The sequence below is a fragment of the Shewanella sp. S1-58-MNA-CIBAN-0166 genome (assembly GCF_040310085.1).
Classification (GTDB): Bacteria; Pseudomonadota; Gammaproteobacteria; order Enterobacterales; family Shewanellaceae; genus Shewanella.
Genome location: NZ_JBEOPN010000033.1, coordinates 1 through 16,780 on the forward strand (window position 1 = coordinate 1; position 16,780 = coordinate 16,780).

A 16,780-nucleotide genomic window follows, 5' to 3' on the forward strand; every position below is an offset into this window, starting at 1 on the left:
AACTAAGCCACAACTCAATATTACGAATGCTGAGTTTGGCGCTATTGTTGTTATGGCTTAAACCGATCTCAGGTTAAATAGATAAATTGATTATGGTTATGTAAAATATTTGTAGCAGTTCTCAGGTTTTAGAATAAAAAACGCTTTGGAAGCAAAGAAGTCTAGACGTCTAGATTGACAGCGGCGAACAGTTCTCTTATTCTTGGCACAACTTGTTATGATGTGACTGCAATATTTAGCACCTTTGAATCTGTTGTTAAATAATCACCGATGACCGAGATTGTGTCGTACTCGCTTTTCTCATCCAACAATCCCTATTCGTTAAGATAAAGAGAGATCATTTTGACCAAAGCTACTTCATCAGTTACCACAGCAGGAAACAGCCCGGCATCGTTTGTGGCGTTATTACCGTTATTTTTGTTTTTAGGATTATTTATTGGCGCAGGCTTATATTTTCAAAGCCAAGGTGTTGATTATGCGTTCTATCAATTACCCAGTGTGATTGCGATTCTCCCTGCCATCGTGTTGGCAGTTTTGTTGTCGAAACAGAAAATAAATAGTGCGATAGAAACCTTTATTGAAGGTATTGGCCATAGCAATATTATAGCCATGTGTTTAATTTATTTATTGGCAGGCGCATTTGCTGCAGTGGCTAAAGCCACTGGTGGCGTTGATGCCACCGTTGCGCTTGGCTTATCGTTTATCCCATCAAATTTATTATTGCCAGGTTTCTTTGTTATTGCCGCTTTTATCGCGACCTCAATGGGTACATCTATGGGCACCATCGCGGCGGTAGCACCAGTGGCACTAGGTGTCGCAGACCAAGCACAAATTGATTATGCCTTAATGGCGGGTGCGGTGATGTCTGGTGCATTATTTGGAGACAACTTATCGATTATTTCTGATACCACGATTGCGGCAACACGTACTCAAGGTTGTGAAATGAAAGACAAGTTCCGTGAAAACTTAGTATTTTCGATACCGGCGGCGATCCTCACCTTGATTGCTTTTTCGATTGTCGGTCAAGGACAAGCGGATATTGCAGCTCAGGACATCGAAATATTAAAAGTATTACCGTATTTAACCATTCTGGTGCTAGCTGTGATCGGTTTAAACGTCTTTGTAGTGTTGTCGTTAGGGATTGTACTTGCTGGCATGACAGGCGTGCTGAGCTCGGGTTATAGCGTTATTCAATTTGGTAATGATATTTATACTGGTTTTACTAATATGCAGGAAATTTTTATTCTGTCGATGTTAGTCGGTGGTTTAGCGGCGTTAATGCAGCAACAAGGCGGATTAACCTTTGTCAGTAAGCAAATTGAAGGTTTAATCAGTCGCTTTTCAAAAGCCAATGGCGAAGCATCAAGTCGTGCGGCAGAGTTAGGCATGGCAGCGATTGTTGCCGCCACTAATACCTGTGTTGCTAACAATACAGTATCGATAGTGGTCACCGGTGACATTGCTAAAGAGCTTGCTGAAAAACATGGGGTATCGCCAAAACGAGCTGCGAGTATTTTAGATATCTTTGCATGTATTATTCAGGGATTAATTCCACATGGTGCCCAAGCATTATTAATTGCCTCGGTGTTTACCATCAGCCCATTAACTGCAGTGTCTAATGCTTGGTACTGTATGATTTTGGCCGTTGTAGCAGTGATAATTGTAATATTGCGTCAACGTAATTAAATTGGCTACAGGGTAAATCACACTGTCGCTAAGGTTAACAAGATTAAGGTTAAGGTGACGATTTAGCCACTATTGCAACCAATGCCCAGTCAGTAACGATTGGGCATTTTTATTTTTGGTTTAAGTTTTTGGTTTAAGTTTTTGTTTAAATTTTGGTTTAAATTTTGGTTTAAGTTTCGGCTTAGGTTTAGTTTTTTGGTTATGTGATTATCGGCTTTTACTTTTTGGCTTTCCGCGTTAACATTCTCATCCCATTTTTGACATAAGTATCGTTCAGTGACAGATAGAGTCCGTAATTATGATTTACACCTAGTGATTGTATTTATGTCATTGGCTGCGGCTGTAATCTGCTCTTTTGGTGTAGGAAGTGCGTTAATCGTGCAAGCCGACGGCATCAATTTGGACATGTTGATGATCCGCCCCGATACGCTTGGCGATTATATGCATTCGTCGTTTGCAATCGTGTTTAATTTATCACTATTAGCAGGTGGCTCATGCTTCTTACTCGCCATGGTGGCGGTGTTTAATACTTTCCCTGATTTACTGAGCCGCTACATCGCCATTATTGGTGGCGTAGTGGGTGTGAGTATTGTGCTAATGGGTGTGTTTCCGATTAACTTTCTAGACTTACACCGTAAAGCGTCGACGCTTTATTTATTCAGTACTATTTTTTTGCATTGTATTTGCCTACTTGATTACTTTAAACCTGGCAGCACGATGACCAAGCGAATGCTTAGTTTGAGCATTATTTCACTGTGTAGTGGGTTATTATTATTGACGCTGTTTGATTGGAGCCAGTTGGATTTTGCCGAGTGTTCGGCCGATTTACCTCAGTATTGTATTGTGTCCTCAGCCATGTGGACATTAACGCAAGCGAATATTCTATGGTGTATTTGCCTTGGGTTAAGCCTACTGACAACCATTAAAACTCAACAACATAGTGTGTATCAATTTCTCGAAACCCGTTAACGTCTATTTATTCTTGCTTGAGTACTATCTATGACATCAATGCGATTAAATCTATGACATCAATGCGATTAAATCTATGACATCAATGCGATTAAATCTATGACATCAATGCGATTAAGTCATTATTTGGCGGTGTGTGGTGTGGCGTCAAGACGCCAAGCTGCACGGCTTATCGACAGTGGTCGAGTGAGTATTAATCATCAATTAGCTAAACACACTGATCGAGTTAACCTTTGCGAAATCGAGACAATTCTAGTAGACGATAAACCGATCCTTGCTGTGCAAGATAAACAGTATTGGCTATATCATAAGCCTGTTGGAATTGATTGCCGTTTATTAGTTGATGATCCTCACAGCTTACTGCATGTATTACCTGAGTTACCAAGGTTGTATCCTGCAGGGCGTTTGGATAAAGATTCTCGTGGTTTGCTACTACTCACTAATGATGGTCAATTAACGCAAGCGCTCATGCATCCCGATTATTATCATCCTAAGACATACGTAGTCCAAGTTGATAAACCTATTAGCGCTAGTTTTCTATTGATGATGACAAAGGGTGTTAGTTATGGCGATGTGCAAACTCGACCATGCGAAGTTCGGCCATTGAGCCTGGCGAGTGCAGAAGACAGGTTTGAGATTGTATTAACCCAAGGATTAAATCGGCAAATACGCCGTATGTGCAAAGCATTAGGTTACAAGGTGATTGATTTAATGCGAACACAATTATTAGATATGCGTATTGATGAGCTTGCAGAAAAAACAATGCGGCCATTAACGGCCGCAGAGTTATTGAGTCTTAAACGTGCAGTAAACTGAACCTTATCTAACGATTTCCATTTCAGCTAATAAGTTGTCAGCATTATCTAAATACTGCATTACCCATAGCATGTAGCGGCTGTCTACTTGGATAGAACGGTTGCTTTGCGCGTCGTATCCCCAGTCTCCAATGATACTTTCGTACACACCATCAAACAGTAAACCCACTAGTTCAGCACGACCGTTTAAGGTTGGTGAGCCTGAGTTACCACCCGTTGTGTCTAGGGTAGATAAGAAGTTAACCGGTACAGAGTCAACCGCTTTGACGTAGTAATCGCCGTATTGCTTTTGTTTAATCAGCTCAAGTTGTTTAGCTGGCGCATCGAAAGGATCAACACCAGTGTCTTTGGCTAAAATGCCTTCTAAGCGGGTAAAAGGCACCGCCACTAAACCATCCTGTGGAGAATAACCTTTCACGTTTCCGACCGTTACACGCAGGCTTGAGTTTGCATCAGCATAAACAGGTTTTCCTAACTCGCGATTGTAGGCAATGATAGCGTCCATATATTGTGGACGTACTTTCATTAAGTCACCTTCTAATTGCTTTTTCTCTTTCTCACGCGCCATGTCAGCATCATAAGTTTGTACTGCAAATTGAATGAATGGGTCGTTAGATGCTTTAAAGTCGGCAACCGATTTGTTCATCCATGCTAAGCGAGTTTCTTTGTTATTTAGCTTGGTGTTGGCGTACATTTTATCGAGTGTTTTAGCTAATGCTTTAGCATCGAACTTGCTGCTAATACCAAAGGCTTTATCTAAAGCGGCTGAATGCTGCTCTGCAGGTAGTGCAGCATAACGTGTCAGTAAATCGGCTAGCAGGGCTTTATCGACACTGGCAGCATAACGGCGATCAATACGTTCCATGCTTGAAGTGAAGTTGGTCATGTCACGTTCTTGGTAGCCTGGTTCACGTGCCATATCAGCTAAGGTTTTCTCATTAGCTAAGCGATACAAATCACGTGCGGTAGTGACCATAGTGGTGTAACCGATGTAACCTAATAAAATGTCACGTTGCTGATTTTGCTGACTCTTTGCCACTAACTTTTCTAAGCTTGATAGTGTTTCGCCATATTGCTGTTGGCGTTTTTTATCTTTACCAATCCAGTTTGCTAAATCGCTTTCTATTTTCTCACGATCAGCGAGCATGGTTGATTTTCCATAATACTCAATCATCGAGGTAAAGTTTTTAGCATAATTAGCTAAACCAGCAATCAAGCTTTCGTATTTAATCCGTTCGTCGCTGCCTTCAGAAGCTGTTTCTTTGATGATGCTAATCATGCGCTCTTGTAGGACTTTGCCTTCTGGATAAGCCCAATTAAACTGATTGTTAACTTCATCGGCTGTGCGGTAACGGTTGGTACGGCCAGGATAACCAGCAACCATCACAAAGTCGCCATCGCTAACGCCTTTAGCTGATACTTTTAAAAAGCTTTTTGGCTCGTACGGTACATTGTCTTTGCTAAAATCGGCAGGCTTGCCGTCTTTAGATACGTAAGCACGATAAAATGAGAAGTCTCCAGTATGACGAGGCCACATCCAGTTATCGATATCACCGCCGTATTTGCCCACGCTAGCGGCTGGGTTATAGGCTAAACGTACGTCACGAATTTCTAACTGCTTAACAAGATAATATTCTAGGCCGCCATGGAAACTATACACCTGGCAACGGTAACCATCTTCTTTTTCACATTCAGCAACTAAGGTTTTTTCTTGTAGTTCTATACCTTTATAAAACTCATTACCCACTTTATCCATCTGGTTTGCTTTAACTTTATCAGTAACATTGGTTACCGCTTCAGTTACAAAAATACGTGAACCAGGTGTCGCCGGTAATTCTTCTGCGTAAGTTTTGGCTAAAAATCCGTCTTTAAGGAGGTTTTTTTCTGGGGTTGAGTTGTACTGAATTGAGCCATAGGCACAGTGATGGTTGGTAACCACTAAGCCTTTTGGCGACACAAATGATGCGGTACAACCACCCAGGCTGATAACGGCATTCATTGGGAATTCGGTTAATTTTGAAATTGAATCAGCGCTTATTTCTAAGCCTTTTGCTTTAAGTTCATCAGCCATAGCGGGAAGTTGATGTGGTTGCCACATACCTTCATCTGCCGCAGCGCCAAAGCTGGCTGCCATAGCGACAGTTAATAACCATTTTTTCATTATAATAATTCCATTTGGGGTGTTCACGGGTAATCAATATTGCCGTAAGTCGTGTCGATTTCTTGTTTAATCATCTAGGTCAATGTTGGCGGACTATAAAAACGTCGGACCATAAAAACAAAAAAGTCAGGCTAAGCCTGACTTTAACAAATGTTTTACTATCTTAACAGCGTTTGAAAAACTCGCTTACAAATCCACTTTATCAGTCATCCGATTTAGGCTAATGCCACCATCAACTGCGCCACAACAATTAATGTGCCGAGCAATCCTGCGGCGATAAGCCCCAATGTGCCACCAGACACTTGATAACCGCCCATTTTCTGCGCGCGTTGCTTTAATGCCATCGCAATGGGTAAATAGATAATCATCACCACTAATGGAATGGCTGCAAAACCAAGCACTTTGAAAAATCCGTCTGGGTAGTAAAGCGCACATAACAGCGGCGGTATAAAGGTTATCAACCATGTTTTAGCACGACCAACAGCGTCATCTTTAGCTCGGGTCAGTTCGGCGACATAATCAAATAGGCTCATGGTGACACCTAAAAATGAGGTCACCAATGCAAGGTTGGCAAACAGATCAATTGCTTGGCTGATAATGTGTGACTGGGCTAAGCCTTGCAAAGCAGCAACCAGTTTAGGCAGTGAACCACCAAAGCTATGAACTGTTTCGCCGCCTAAAGAACCTAGCGTTACGAGCAACCACAGGATGTAACAAACCAGTGGAATGGTCGATCCTATTAATAACACTTTTCTAAGTGATGCAGCATCACCTTCTAAGTAGCGCACAATGGTGGCAATACACACATGGAAACCAAATGAAGTGAATACCACTGGGATGGCTGCTAACCATAATTGTTGCAGGGCGGTGCCCGAAGCCACATCGGTTGAATAATTGTTTAATGCACTGATTAAATTAACGTCTGGTAATAGAAATGCCACCACAATGACCAGCAGCACCACCATCGAAGTAAATAAAATACGTGATACTTTATCAATCCATTTAACACCAATGGCAATCAAGCCACCAAAAATAACCGTAAACAGTATGACGGCGACTTGGTTGCTCATGTTAATGCCGATGGGTTGTAAACGGGTTTCTAATAGCGATGACCCTCCCATTAGATACACCATGGTTAAGGCGAATAATAAGCTAAGGAATGAGCCACCTTGAATGAGCTGGCCGACTTTGCCCAGTGTTTTACCGGTAATGGCATGGACGTTATCGCCGACACCACTATGAAGATTAATTTCTAACATCAGTAACGAGGTGTAAGCCGATAAACCCCAAATAACCACTAATAAGATTAATGCGGGGATCATCCCCAAAGCAGCTGTTGCTAATGGTAGCGCTAGCATGCCTCCGCCAATTGCCGTTCCCGCGACAATCGAAATAGAACCTAAAGTTTTAAAATTCACAGAAAACGTCCTGTTTAATTATTATTTTATTTGTGTCGGACATTAGCAGAAGGGTGACAGAGCAGGCAAGGATCTTTGACTGTTAAAGGCTAACAGCTATGTTTATAAACAATTACACAACAATAGACCAAACTTTTTTACACGTGATTATTGCAATAGCGTAGCATTACGGCGTTACGAGTAGGGTAAGGTTATTTATATGTCGAATTTACAATGTAAAATGAGTGCGTTGAATAAAATTATTTAATCGTTATAATGCGACTTGTTTTAGGGGAGTAGCTAATCTTGTCTTGCTGTTATGGCACACAAGATGTCTGTATCAACATAATTGGCCTCACGCCATGGTGCAGACAGTAACACACTGTTAATCAGTGATTTTACCAAGCGAGACCTAAGCACAGTAACTGCATCAAGGGGTATGCGGTGGCTCGTGCTTAGTTGTCATTTACCCCTAGGAATATCACATTGGAAGCTTTATTCGCCTCAACTCTTACTGTTGCCATCGCTGAAATAGGCGACAAAACTCAATTATTAGCCTTACTGCTCGCGGTGAGATTTAGCAATAAAACCGCTATAATCTCAGGCATTTTGTTCGCCACATTATTAAATCATTTTCTTGCTGCATGGCTAGGTCAATGGGCCATTGCGTGGATTGATCCACAATGGGCGACCTATCTGGTGGCCGGGTCATTTTTTGCTATTGCACTATGGGTGCTGATACCCGATAAAATGGATGATGATGATAATCGCTTCTATAAACTCGGTGCTTTTACTGCGACGTTTATTTTGTTTTTTATTGCTGAAATAGGGGATAAGACTCAAATTGCGACAGTAGTCTTAGCGGCAAAATACCAAGCACTGACATGGGTTGTCATCGGCACGACATTGGGAATGTTAATTGCTAATGTCCCAGTTGTGCTGGCTGGGCATTTTAGTGCTAACAAATTGCCCATGAAACTGATTCATCGCGGTTGTGCTGTGTTGTTTGCGCTACTTGGGGTCGCTACACTGCTGTGGTAAAAGGAGGTTCAATGTCCGATAACCAAGTTCTTGATGCAGATACTGCCCGCGGGTTGCCCTGGGTTGTTGCCATTGCTTTTTTTATGCAGTCACTCGATGGAACGATCCTTAATACTGCATTACCCGCTATGGCCAGTGATTTAAATGAAGACCCGCTGCGTATGCAAGGCGTGATTATCGCTTACATGCTCACCGTAGCATTGCTGATCCCTGCTTCTGGCTGGATCGCTGATCGCTTTGGCACCAAAAAAATCTTCTTTGGTGCGATCTTATTGTTCAGCTTTGGATCATTGCTTTGTGCATTGTCCAATTCATTAGATATGCTGATTGGTGCTCGGGTGGTACAAGGGTTAGGTGGTGCTTTAATGTTGCCAGTCGGCCGACTTGTAGTGCTGCGGGAATATCCACGTTCGGAATTGGTACGGATTATGGGCTTTATCACCATCCCCGGTTTACTGGGGCCACTGCTTGGTCCAACGATGGGCGGTTGGATGGTGCAATACTTGACATGGCATTGGATCTTTTTAATCAATCTGCCTGTCGGTGTAGTCGGTTGTTATGCGGTGTGGAAGTTCATTCCAGATCTTCGTGGTAAGGAAAAATCACGTTTCGATAGCTTCGGATTTTTGTTGTTTGGGGCTGCGATGTTATTGATCACCATCGCTATGGAAGGACTCGGCGAACTGCACTTGCCACACTTACGGGTGATGTTGCTGTTATTTGGTGGTATGGCGTGTTTGATAGCATATTGGCTGCGGGCTGGTCGTATTAGTCATCCACTGTTTTCGCCATCGCTATTCAACACCAAAACATTTGCTATTGGTCTTTTTGGTAATCTGTTTGCTCGTTTGGGCAGTGGTGCATTGCCATTCTTGGTGCCGTTGTTGCTGCAAGTTGCACTGGGTTATTCACCATCTCAGGCTGGAATGAGTATGCTGCCGCTGGCCGCTGCAGCAATAATGGCCAAATCAGTGGCTCGACCGATTATCGAACGCTTAGGTTATCGAGTAGTGCTTACCGCGAATACTTTGGCGCTTGGCGTTATGCTGGCGACCATGGGCTTGGTTAGCGAACAAACTCCTTACTGGTTGCTATTAGCTCTGTTGGCGATTCTTGGCGCGATTAACTCGTTACAATTTACGGCCATGAATGCCGTGACCTTAATAGATCTTGATGATGTTAATGCCAGTAGCGGTAACAGTCTATTGTCGGTAGTAGGTCAATTATCATTAAGTTTAGGGGTTGCGTGTGCAGGTGCTTTGCTCGGTGGCTTCAGTACCGATGTCGGCAGCGGTACAGCGGGAACGGTACTTGGCGCTTTCCAACTGACTTTCGTTACCGTTGGTCTTATGACAATGTTAGCCGCAGTGATATTTTCGCAATTATCTAAAGACGATGGCCGTCGGATAACCCATTCATAACAGTGCATCATTTCGCCGATTTCGGATAAAAAAAGGTATTTTGCGATTATTTATAACGCGGTATTTTTACCAAAATGATGCTCTGAATATGACACAGATAAACCTCAATTTTAATTTCCCATTAGTTTTTTGTGCAGTCCGGCACACACTTCATTGTATGGTTGGTTAAAATATAAGCATGCATAAGCTTTATGGATAGCCGTGTGCATGTAAATGTGTAAGCGGATGGTAAACGGATAATAAGCTGATAGTTAAAGGAGTCACGATATGGATATGAAGAAACATGGTTTATCGATAGGCATAAACCGAATTGAAAATGTGTTTTTTGTGACATTAAAAGCCATTGGCACATTAACCCACGAAGACTATCTCGTCATTACCCCTATGCTAGAGGGGGCATTAAGCCAAGTTGATCAACCTAAAGTGAGTTTGTTTCTCGATGCTACCGAGCTCGACGGCTGGGATTTGCGCGCCGCGTGGGATGATTTAAAGCTGGGGTTAAAGCACAAATCTGAGTTTGAAAGAGTGGCCATTTGGGGCAATAGAGATTGGCAAGAATGGGCGGCCAAAGTCGGTAGTTGGTTTATTGCGGGCGAGATAAAATATTTCGACGATGAAGATGATGCGTTGAAATGGCTTCGATACTAATACGATGTTCAAGGTATGTTTATCTCGAATGATGCCTATATCTTTACCGTTGTGATGGCATGATTAACCCTAGGAACAGATTCTCTAGGGCTATAAGCATTTACGCAGTGGTATTAACATTGTGACCACTGTTGCCAACGGGCTGCGGCGCAGGTGGTTGCGCTGCTTCAATGAGCTGCAATGCCATTTGACCTTCAATCTTTTGCTGTTCTTTAGCCATTACGGCCACTTTTAAGCTGCTGCCAGAATCAATCGTTGTTGGCATTGAAGACGGTGAATTAACACTAATTGACATGGTTAACCTTAATATAAAGTCGGATGGTAATAGTATATCGGCTGAAAATCGAAGTGCTTGACACATTTTTGCTAAAAAGCATTCGTTGAGCTTTTTTTGATTATAGGTTGCGCACAACCAATGTTATAATTAACTCATATTATTGGTTAGTGGAGTGAAGCCTATGTCTAGTAAAGCGCTTACTGAGTCTCAATTACCTTCAGCGCAAAACCCGCTAGCACTTGAAAATCAAGTGTGTTTTTCATTGTATAGTGCGACTAATGCGATGATCCGCGCATATCGACCATTATTAGATGAGTTATCGCTGACTTATCCTCAGTATTTAGTGATGATGGTACTTTGGAAAGAGCCGGGGATTAGTGTTAAAACCTTAGGTGAAAAATTACATCTAGATTCTGGAACGTTAACGCCCTTGCTAAAGCGTTTAGAAGGTAAGGGCTTAGTGAGCCGTGGTCGCAGTGAGTTAGATGAACGCGTGCGAGTATTACATGTTACTGAGCAAGGCCAACAATTACATCAGCAAGCGTTGAGTATTCCTGAACAGATGCGTTGTAAAGTGGGTGGCACTATTGAAGACTTACAACAATTAAAGCAACTGTGTGATCAAGCATTTACCATGTTAAATTCCGGAGAGGCGAGCAGCTGTGAAATGTGATTATTTTGAGCGTGGCGATTGTCTGTCATGCCGCAATATTCAACTACCTATGGTTGAGCAAGTGAGTGTAAAGCAACAACAATTAACCGATTTGTTTCGCGGCATCTCAGTTAAACAATGGTTAGCGCCAATATTAAGCGCAGAATCAGGTTTTCGTAATAAAGCCAAAATGGTCGTTTTAGGTGCAGCTCACAAACCTATTTTAGGTTTGGTTAATCCTAAAGGGGAGCCGGTCAGTTTATGTGACTGCTCGTTATACCCTAAAGATATGCAATTATTGCTACACCGTTTAGAGCGATTTGTGCAGCAAGCAGGCATACCACCTTATCGGGTCGATAAGAGCAAAGGCGAGCTAAAATTTATTTTACTGACTCGCAGCCAAAGTAGTGGCCAGTTTATGCTGCGTTTTGTATTACGTAGTGACCAAGCCATCGTGAGAATTGAACGAGAATTACCCCAATTATTACAAGAGTTTCCCGAAATTACCTTAGTCTCGGCCAATATTCAGCCAATCCACATGGCTATTCTAGAAGGCGAAAGGGAAATATTTTTAACGGAAACAACACGATTAGAAGAACAACTTAATAATGTACCGTTGTTCATACGGCCAAAAAGCTTTTTTCAAACTAATCCGGAGGTTGCCGCCCAGTTGTATCAAATAGCGAGGGAGTGGGTTACTGAATTCAAACCGAACTATATTTGGGACTTATTTTGTGGTGTCGGTGGATTTGGGCTTCATTGCGCTAACAGCAATACCCGTTTAACTGGAATTGAGATCGAATCTGAAGCAATAGAATGTGCCATCTTGTCAGCAACCAAACTAGGGCTTACACAAGTGGATTTTAGTGCACTCGATTCAACTCATTTTGCCAAAGGACAATCTGCTCAAGATAAACCAGATCTTATTATTGTCAATCCACCTCGGCGTGGATTAGGCAAATCATTATGCGATTTATTGAGTGAGTTTGCGCCTAAAGCAATCGTGTATTCTAGTTGTAATCCACACACCTTAATGAGCGATTTAGAGTGCATTACGGGTTATCAAATCACCAAAGTTCAAATGTTTGATATGTTTCCTCATACCGATCATTTTGAAGTACTGGTTATGCTAGAACAGCTGTAATAGTCTTTGTTATCAATTAAGGTGTTTTATAATCGAAATTAAGTACTCGTTTGGTGTCGCTAAATTATAGGTTATATCGAACAAAGGTAGCTGTTAGGTTGTGGTATATGTTGTCATCATAAAAATGTCATCTCAATGTCATAACATTGTTTATTAACATAAAAAAGGTACTAGGACGATGTGGCAAATTTTCAGTCGCTTTTTAGCGTTAGGGTTAATCAGTTTCGGTGGCCCTGCGGCTCACATAGGCTATTTTAGAAAAGCATTTGTTGACGACTTACAATGGCTAGACGGTAAACAATATTCAAGTTTTATCGCCCTGAGTCAGTTTATGCCTGGGCCAGGCTCAAGCCAGATAGGGTTTGCAATTGGGTATCATCGAGGTGGTTTATTGGGCGGATTAGCCGCCTTTTTAGGTTTTACCTTGCCGTCTTTTTTACTGATGTTTTTATTTGCTGTGACCAGTGCTCAATGGTTGGAGATGACGGCCGTAGAGGGGGCTATTCATGGCTTAAAGCTACTGGCAGTAGTGGTCGTAGCGGATGCGACTTTGTCAATGTTCAATCAATTCTGTCAACGAAAAACCGCTAAAATACTCATGGCTGCCACCGCCGTTGCTATCATATTAATGCCTTCATTATTAATGCAAATTGGCGTACTAGTTGTGGCCGCTATTGTTGGAGTCATGTTGATGACTCGGGGTGAGCGTATTACGCCAGACACACCTGCTATCGAGCTTAATTATGCTTGGTTAGCGTTATTTATTATAGGCATCGCAGCATCTTTATATTTGATCAATCAACCTGACAGTCTTGGACAGATTTTTGCGCAATTCTTCCAAGTGGGCAGTTTAGTATTTGGCGGTGGGCATGTGGTATTGCCCTTGCTTGAAACCAGTGTCGGTGAATACATTACCCCAGATCGATTTTTAACTGGCTATGCACTTGCGCAAGCCATTCCTGGCCCTATGTTTACCTTAGCAACCTTTTTAGGGGCAGATTTATGGTTAGAATCTCCTATTTTGGGTGCGTTAGTGGCGACGTTAGCTATTTTCCTTCCAGGTTTTTTATTGATGCTGGTGGGCTTAAAAAGTTGGCATTCTATTAGCCAACATCCTGCCATAGCCGGTGCGTTAGCGGGGGTAAATGCAGCCGTTGTTGGTTTGTTGCTTTCGGCGCTATATCAACCCGTGTTTACTAGTGCGGTGATCATGCCGCTAGACATGGCATTAGTTATTGTTGGTTTTAGTGTATTAAAAGTCTTTAAGCCCGGTCTTGTATGGTTGGTAATAGGATTTGCTGCAATGGGCGCTGGATTGGCAATGTTGTAAAAAGGTTATTATATTGTATGATTTTGCGATAGGTCTCACTTTATTGAGTTGTAATAGTTTGTTAGATTAACCATCTATAATAAATAGACTATTATATTGATAGGCTATTACCTTAAAAGACCTTCAAAAGGCGACCATCATGCTGAGATCTTCCCTACGCAATAAACTACTGGGATTATCATTAATTCCACTGTCGTTGATCCTCATCGTACTACTGAGTATTTTTTATGTGAATGAAGAATCGTCTCTAACCAAGGATATTGATAATTTTCGCAGTGAGTTAATTTCAGAACGTAAAAATCAACTAAAAGAATCGGTTCAAATTGCCCAAGGGGTTATCGAATACCAGTTGGCTCTGGGTGATAAAGGCAGTGTGAATGATGCATTAAGAGATTTACGTTTTGGCAGTGCAGGGTATTTTTTTATATATGATAATGCCGGCGTCAATATTTTTCACCCGACTATGCCTGAACTTGAAGGGCAAAACAAAATTGACATGGCCGACCCCAATGGTACCAAGATTATTGTTGGGTTATTAGATGCGGCTAAATCGGGTACTGGTAATTTTTCTTATTATTATAAAAAGCCCGGTAGCGAACAGCTTGTAGAAAAACTCGGTTTCGCGGTAATGATCCCTAATACCAATTGGATGTTAGGCTCGGGCGCTTATATTGATGATATTGAAGAGTCTATTGGCGGTTATGAAACTTATAAAACTGAAGAGATGAATCAAAAAGCATTCATGTTTCTATTAATTGCTTTAGGTCTTACGGGGATAACTGCTTTTGGTGTGGTAGTGATGGCCCATAAAATGGTGGTGCCAATTCAAAATATGGCGTCATCGCTTAATGATATCGCTAAAGGTGAAGGTGATTTAACCAAACGTTTAGATATCACCAGTGAGGATGAGATTGGCCAATTAGGCAGCGCATTCAATCTGTTCATCGACAAATTACAACATATTATAGGTGATGTGGCTGGTGCGACCGACAGGGTTAAGCATGCGGCTCAAAGTATCAGTGGCCAAACAGTGTCAATGACAGAGCAACTCTACAATCACAATAATGAAATTGACCAAATTGTCACCGCGATCACCGAAATGTCGGCGACGGCGCATGACGTGGCCCACAATACTAATATGGTAGCTGAAGCCACGCATGCTGCCTCTGATAACGTTACGAAAGCGCAAGATTGTGTCGATACCTCATTAACGGAAGTGTCTAATTTAATGAACCAAATTGACAACGCTGCGGCCAACGTCAAATCATTAAGTGAACAATCTAAGAAAATTAATTCAGTGCTGAGTGTGATAGGTGGGATTGCTGACCAAACTAATTTACTGGCACTCAATGCGGCAATCGAAGCAGCCCGAGCGGGCGAGCAAGGTCGGGGTTTTGCGGTTGTTGCTGATGAAGTGAGAAACTTGGCTAGTCGAACCCAAGCCAGTACGGTTGAAATTAATGAAATGCTGGCAGAACTGAATAAGCTAGTGACTCAAACGGTACAAACTATGGAAGAAAGTCAGGTGAGTTGTTTGAGTTCGGTGGAGTCTTCTAGAGCGATTTCTGAAAGTTTAGGTGCCGTGACATCATCAGTAACCAGCATTAATGACATGAGTACTCAAATTGCCACCGCGGCTACTGAACAAAGCTCAGTGACCGAAGAAATCAATCGCAATATCAATTCAGTGCAAGAGATTGTTAATACGTTATTGGTGGCCAGTCAAGATGCGTCCGGTATGAGTAAAACCGTTGCTGATGATGGTCAGACGTTAGCGGAATTAGTGGGTCAATTTAAAATATAATGTTTACTTGGTAGGTAATTAAAAATGAACCCGAAGCGGTTCATTTTTTTAGTCCAATTTTTAATCTACACCAGAGCCTAAATTTGAACCTATATTTGTTGAAGCAAACTTTAACATTATAAGCGGTCCATTTATTCTATTCATTCGTGGGTAAGCGTTTTTCCAGATGTTGATTTGATGAAATATATTCGTCATTTGTTTATTAATAATCGGCCTTCCGGTCTAGGTTTAGTGCCTATCATGGGGTAAAATACGCCGTTGCACCTTTTGTTAACCGCCAAATTTAAGTTGAATATTCATGTTTGAAGTTAATCCGGTAAAATTCAAAATTAAAGAGCTAGCCGAACGTACTGAGTTACTTCGGGGGTATCTTTGACTACGCTGCCAAAAGTGAGCGTTTAGAAGAAGTCAGTCGCGAGCTTGAAAGCCCTGAAGTGTGGAATGAGCCTGAACGTGCTCAAGCATTAGGTAAAGAGCGTGCTGCGTTAGTGGTTGTGGTCAAAACCATTGATGATATGGACACGGGTCTAGAAGACATCCAAGGGTTACTTGAGCTTGCCATTGAAGAAGATGACGAAGAAACCTTTAATGATGCTGCCGCAGAACTTGAGGAGTTAGACACTCGTCTGGCTGATCTCGAATTCCGCCGTATGTTTTCTGGTAAGAGTGATGCTTCAAACTGTTATCTTGATATTCAATCTGGTTCAGGCGGTACCGAAGCACAAGACTGGGCCAACATGGTTCTGCGCATGTATTTACGCTGGGGTGACGCGCATGGTTATAGCCCAGAGTTAATGGAAGTCACCGACGGCGATGTGGCAGGTATTAAAGGTGCTACGATTAAGTTCACTGGTGAGTACGCTTTTGGTTGGATGCGAACAGAGACGGGTGTGCACCGTTTAGTACGTAAATCGCCATTTGATTCATCAGGTAAACGTCATACTTCTTTCTGTTCTGTTTTCGTTTACCCTGAAATTGATGATGATATTGAAATCGATATCAATCCATCAGATTTACGTATCGACACTTACCGTGCTTCTGGCGCGGGTGGTCAACACGTCAACAAAACCGATTCTGCGATACGTATTACACATTTACCAACCAACACTGTGGTGCAATGTCAAAACGATCGCTCGCAACATAAAAACCGTGACTCTGCTTTTAAGCAATTAAAGGCGAAGTTGTACGAGTTAGAAATGCATAAACAAAATGCCGATAAACAAGCTGCTGAAGATGCAAAATCAGATATCGGCTGGGGCAGTCAAATTCGTTCATACGTATTAGATGACGCCCGTATCAAAGATTTACGTACAGGGGTTGAGAACCGCAACACTCAAACTGTGCTGGATGGTGATTTAGATAAGTTTATTGAAGCCAGCCTAAAATCAGGACTTTAATTAAATTAACTTTTTCCGCCATGTAAGTGTGGCGAGTA

The 16,780-nt window shown here is 42.1% G+C and carries 14 protein-coding genes and 1 riboswitch; of the genes, 11 read left to right on the forward strand and 3 right to left on the reverse strand.

All coding sequences use genetic code 11. The features are described 5' to 3' along the window. Positions 1 to 342: 342 nt before the first annotated feature. From AAEY99_RS17345 to AAEY99_RS17355, 3 genes are all read left to right on the forward strand, one after another. Positions 343 to 1,686 (forward strand): Na+/H+ antiporter NhaC family protein, encoded by a 1,344-nt coding sequence (locus tag AAEY99_RS17345; protein WP_101086167.1) that lies wholly within the window; start codon positions 343 to 345, stop codon positions 1,684 to 1,686. A gap of 276 nt (positions 1,687 to 1,962) precedes the next feature. Continuing rightward, the gene (locus tag AAEY99_RS17350; RefSeq protein ID WP_335690617.1) at positions 1,963 to 2,655 is read left to right on the forward strand and encodes a hypothetical protein; all 693 of its coding nucleotides are present in this window, start codon (positions 1,963 to 1,965) and stop codon (positions 2,653 to 2,655) included. Between the two features lie 108 nt (positions 2,656 to 2,763). Next, the gene (locus AAEY99_RS17355; RefSeq protein WP_162024265.1) at positions 2,764 to 3,471 is read left to right on the forward strand and encodes a 23S rRNA pseudouridine(2604) synthase RluF; all 708 of its coding nucleotides are present in this window, start codon (positions 2,764 to 2,766) and stop codon (positions 3,469 to 3,471) included. A 3-nt stretch (positions 3,472 to 3,474) separates the two neighbouring features. Here AAEY99_RS17355 and AAEY99_RS17360 read toward each other — a convergent pair whose 3' ends face one another. Together AAEY99_RS17360 and AAEY99_RS17365 are read right to left on the reverse strand one after the other, a co-directional pair. Continuing rightward, the gene (locus AAEY99_RS17360; RefSeq protein ID WP_335690619.1) at positions 3,475 to 5,631 is read right to left on the reverse strand and encodes a S46 family peptidase; all 2,157 of its coding nucleotides are present in this window, start codon (positions 5,629 to 5,631) and stop codon (positions 3,475 to 3,477) included. A gap of 215 nt (positions 5,632 to 5,846) precedes the next feature. Beyond that, entirely contained in the window at positions 5,847 to 7,049 is a 1,203-nt protein-coding gene (locus AAEY99_RS17365; protein ID WP_101086163.1) for an aromatic amino acid transport family protein, read from the reverse strand. A gap of 258 nt (positions 7,050 to 7,307) precedes the next feature. After that, positions 7,308 to 7,419, forward strand: a riboswitch (yybP-ykoY riboswitch). A 95-nt stretch (positions 7,420 to 7,514) separates the two neighbouring features. Between AAEY99_RS17365 and AAEY99_RS17370 the strand changes: the two genes are divergently transcribed. From AAEY99_RS17370 to AAEY99_RS17380, 3 genes are all read left to right on the forward strand, one after another. Next, positions 7,515 to 8,069: a TMEM165/GDT1 family protein gene (locus AAEY99_RS17370; RefSeq protein ID WP_192115431.1), complete on the forward strand. Its 555-nt coding sequence runs from the start codon at positions 7,515 to 7,517 to the stop codon at positions 8,067 to 8,069. A gap of 11 nt (positions 8,070 to 8,080) precedes the next feature. After that, the gene (mdtD, locus tag AAEY99_RS17375; protein ID WP_351011372.1) at positions 8,081 to 9,490 is read left to right on the forward strand and encodes a multidrug transporter subunit MdtD; all 1,410 of its coding nucleotides are present in this window, start codon (positions 8,081 to 8,083) and stop codon (positions 9,488 to 9,490) included. A 267-nt stretch (positions 9,491 to 9,757) separates the two neighbouring features. Beyond that, entirely contained in the window at positions 9,758 to 10,138 is a 381-nt protein-coding gene (locus AAEY99_RS17380; RefSeq protein WP_162022277.1) for a SpoIIAA family protein, read from the forward strand. Positions 10,139 to 10,238: 100 nt separating this feature from the next. Here the strand turns inward: AAEY99_RS17380 and AAEY99_RS17385 are convergent, their stop codons facing one another. Next, positions 10,239 to 10,433, reverse strand: a complete 195-nt coding sequence (locus AAEY99_RS17385; RefSeq protein WP_101086160.1) for a cytoplasmic protein — start codon at positions 10,431 to 10,433, stop codon at positions 10,239 to 10,241. Between the two features lie 163 nt (positions 10,434 to 10,596). Between AAEY99_RS17385 and ohrR the strand changes: the two genes are divergently transcribed. The 5 genes from ohrR to prfB all read left to right on the forward strand — a co-directional run bounded on the left by ohrR (position 10,597) and on the right by prfB (position 16,742). Continuing rightward, a complete protein-coding gene (gene ohrR, locus AAEY99_RS17390) occupies positions 10,597 to 11,088 on the forward strand; it encodes a transcriptional regulator OhrR (protein ID WP_335690626.1) in 492 nt (163 codons plus the stop codon). Continuing rightward, positions 11,078 to 12,211 (forward strand): 23S rRNA (uracil(747)-C(5))-methyltransferase RlmC, encoded by a 1,134-nt coding sequence (gene rlmC, locus AAEY99_RS17395; protein WP_101086158.1) that lies wholly within the window; start codon positions 11,078 to 11,080, stop codon positions 12,209 to 12,211. The genes ohrR and rlmC overlap by 11 nt, the downstream gene beginning before the upstream one ends. A gap of 178 nt (positions 12,212 to 12,389) precedes the next feature. Next, positions 12,390 to 13,541, forward strand: a complete 1,152-nt coding sequence (gene chrA, locus AAEY99_RS17400) for a chromate efflux transporter (protein WP_351011374.1) — start codon at positions 12,390 to 12,392, stop codon at positions 13,539 to 13,541. Between the two features lie 139 nt (positions 13,542 to 13,680). Continuing rightward, entirely contained in the window at positions 13,681 to 15,345 is a 1,665-nt protein-coding gene (locus AAEY99_RS17405; protein ID WP_335690630.1) for a methyl-accepting chemotaxis protein, read from the forward strand. A gap of 298 nt (positions 15,346 to 15,643) precedes the next feature. Continuing rightward, positions 15,644 to 16,742 (forward strand): peptide chain release factor 2 gene (prfB, locus tag AAEY99_RS17410; protein ID WP_162022282.1). Its coding sequence is split into 2 segments (ribosomal slippage): positions 15,644 to 15,718 and positions 15,720 to 16,742, totalling 1,098 coding nucleotides; the frame shifts between segments, so codons are not numbered across the junction. Positions 16,743 to 16,780 lie beyond the last annotated feature (38 nt).

Excerpts from the sequence above, each read along its gene's own strand:
- AAEY99_RS17355 (WP_162024265.1), top strand. The coding sequence starts at position 2,764 with ATGCGATTAAGTCATTATTTGGCGGTGTGTGGTGTGGCGTCAAGACGC.
- AAEY99_RS17360 (WP_335690619.1), bottom strand. The coding sequence starts at position 5,631 with ATGAAAAAATGGTTATTAACTGTCGCTATGGCAGCCAGCTTTGGCGCT.
- mdtD (WP_351011372.1), top strand. The coding sequence starts at position 8,081 with ATGTCCGATAACCAAGTTCTTGATGCAGATACTGCCCGCGGGTTGCCC.
- AAEY99_RS17380 (WP_162022277.1), top strand. The coding sequence starts at position 9,758 with ATGGATATGAAGAAACATGGTTTATCGATAGGCATAAACCGAATTGAA.
- AAEY99_RS17385 (WP_101086160.1), bottom strand. The coding sequence starts at position 10,433 with ATGTCAATTAGTGTTAATTCACCGTCTTCAATGCCAACAACGATTGAT.
- ohrR (WP_335690626.1), top strand. The coding sequence starts at position 10,597 with ATGTCTAGTAAAGCGCTTACTGAGTCTCAATTACCTTCAGCGCAAAAC.
- chrA (WP_351011374.1), top strand. The coding sequence starts at position 12,390 with ATGTGGCAAATTTTCAGTCGCTTTTTAGCGTTAGGGTTAATCAGTTTC.
- AAEY99_RS17405 (WP_335690630.1), top strand. The coding sequence starts at position 13,681 with ATGCTGAGATCTTCCCTACGCAATAAACTACTGGGATTATCATTAATT.